1 protein-coding gene is annotated in these 857 nt (G+C 50.6%); it reads left to right on the forward strand.

Features of this window, described 5'->3' with window-relative positions:
* Positions 1-105 precede the first annotated feature (105 nt).
* Entirely contained in the window at positions 106-501 is a 396-nt protein-coding gene (locus G3436_RS26900) for a hypothetical protein (RefSeq protein WP_243667360.1), read from the forward strand.
* Positions 502-857: the final 356 nt, after the last annotated feature.

The following is an 857-nucleotide window of genomic DNA, read 5'->3' on the forward strand; positions in this document are numbered from 1 at the left end:
TGATACTGGCAATACAGCCTACAACCGAAACCTTGATATTTTTTGCGACTACTTTGAGATGCCACTCAACGAGCGCGGCAACGTTGGTACCTGCGACAACATCAGATGCGCCGCTTCTTCGCCATGTTGTTCTTTTACTGCGGAAGCTTCTCCAATATCGATACGCTGAGATGGATGCTAGGGCACACCGATATGAAGCACGTTTGGAATTACATCACCGAGAGCACGGACGGTGCAATTCTCGCTTCCGCCGCTGCACAACATGCAGCGGAAAACATTCACATTGGCAATACTGAAAACTTCAAAGAACTTGTAGAACTTATCAAAGATCATTACAAGACTGATAACTACACATTGATTCCAGCCTCCGAACTTGAAGATTACATCAGTGACCTGATGAAGGAAGGTATGATTGAGATCGAGCCTGACTTCTTCACGGACGCCGATGGCACCCACATGAAGATCGTCTCTCGCCTGAAATACCAGGAGCAGCATGACTGACAAGAAACCCTCAAGGGCTGAAAGTGCCAGATCGGGTGCGCTAGCCCTACAACGCCTGCTGAGCCAGATCATTACGACTCCTCACGCGTTCGTTAGCGATGAGGCGTTGATCGGTGCCCTGAAGACCAGGGCGCCTGGCAAGCCTTGATCGCACCGTAAAGACTGATGACGGCCATGAGCTCAAGACCGCCCCTACTAGCCTGAACACGCTCAAGAAGTACAGTGACGAAACGCTCACTGGTGGGTTCGATACCCTGAATAAGCTTCGTGTGAAGGCAATCGAAAGCGATCGAGCGACATGAGCGGAAACAGACCAGGAGCAAACAAGCGCACGAAAGAGGGATTGAAAGCAGCGG

The organism is Pseudomonas brassicae (assembly GCF_010671725.1).
Taxonomy (GTDB): Bacteria; Pseudomonadota; Gammaproteobacteria; order Pseudomonadales; family Pseudomonadaceae; genus Aquipseudomonas; species Aquipseudomonas brassicae.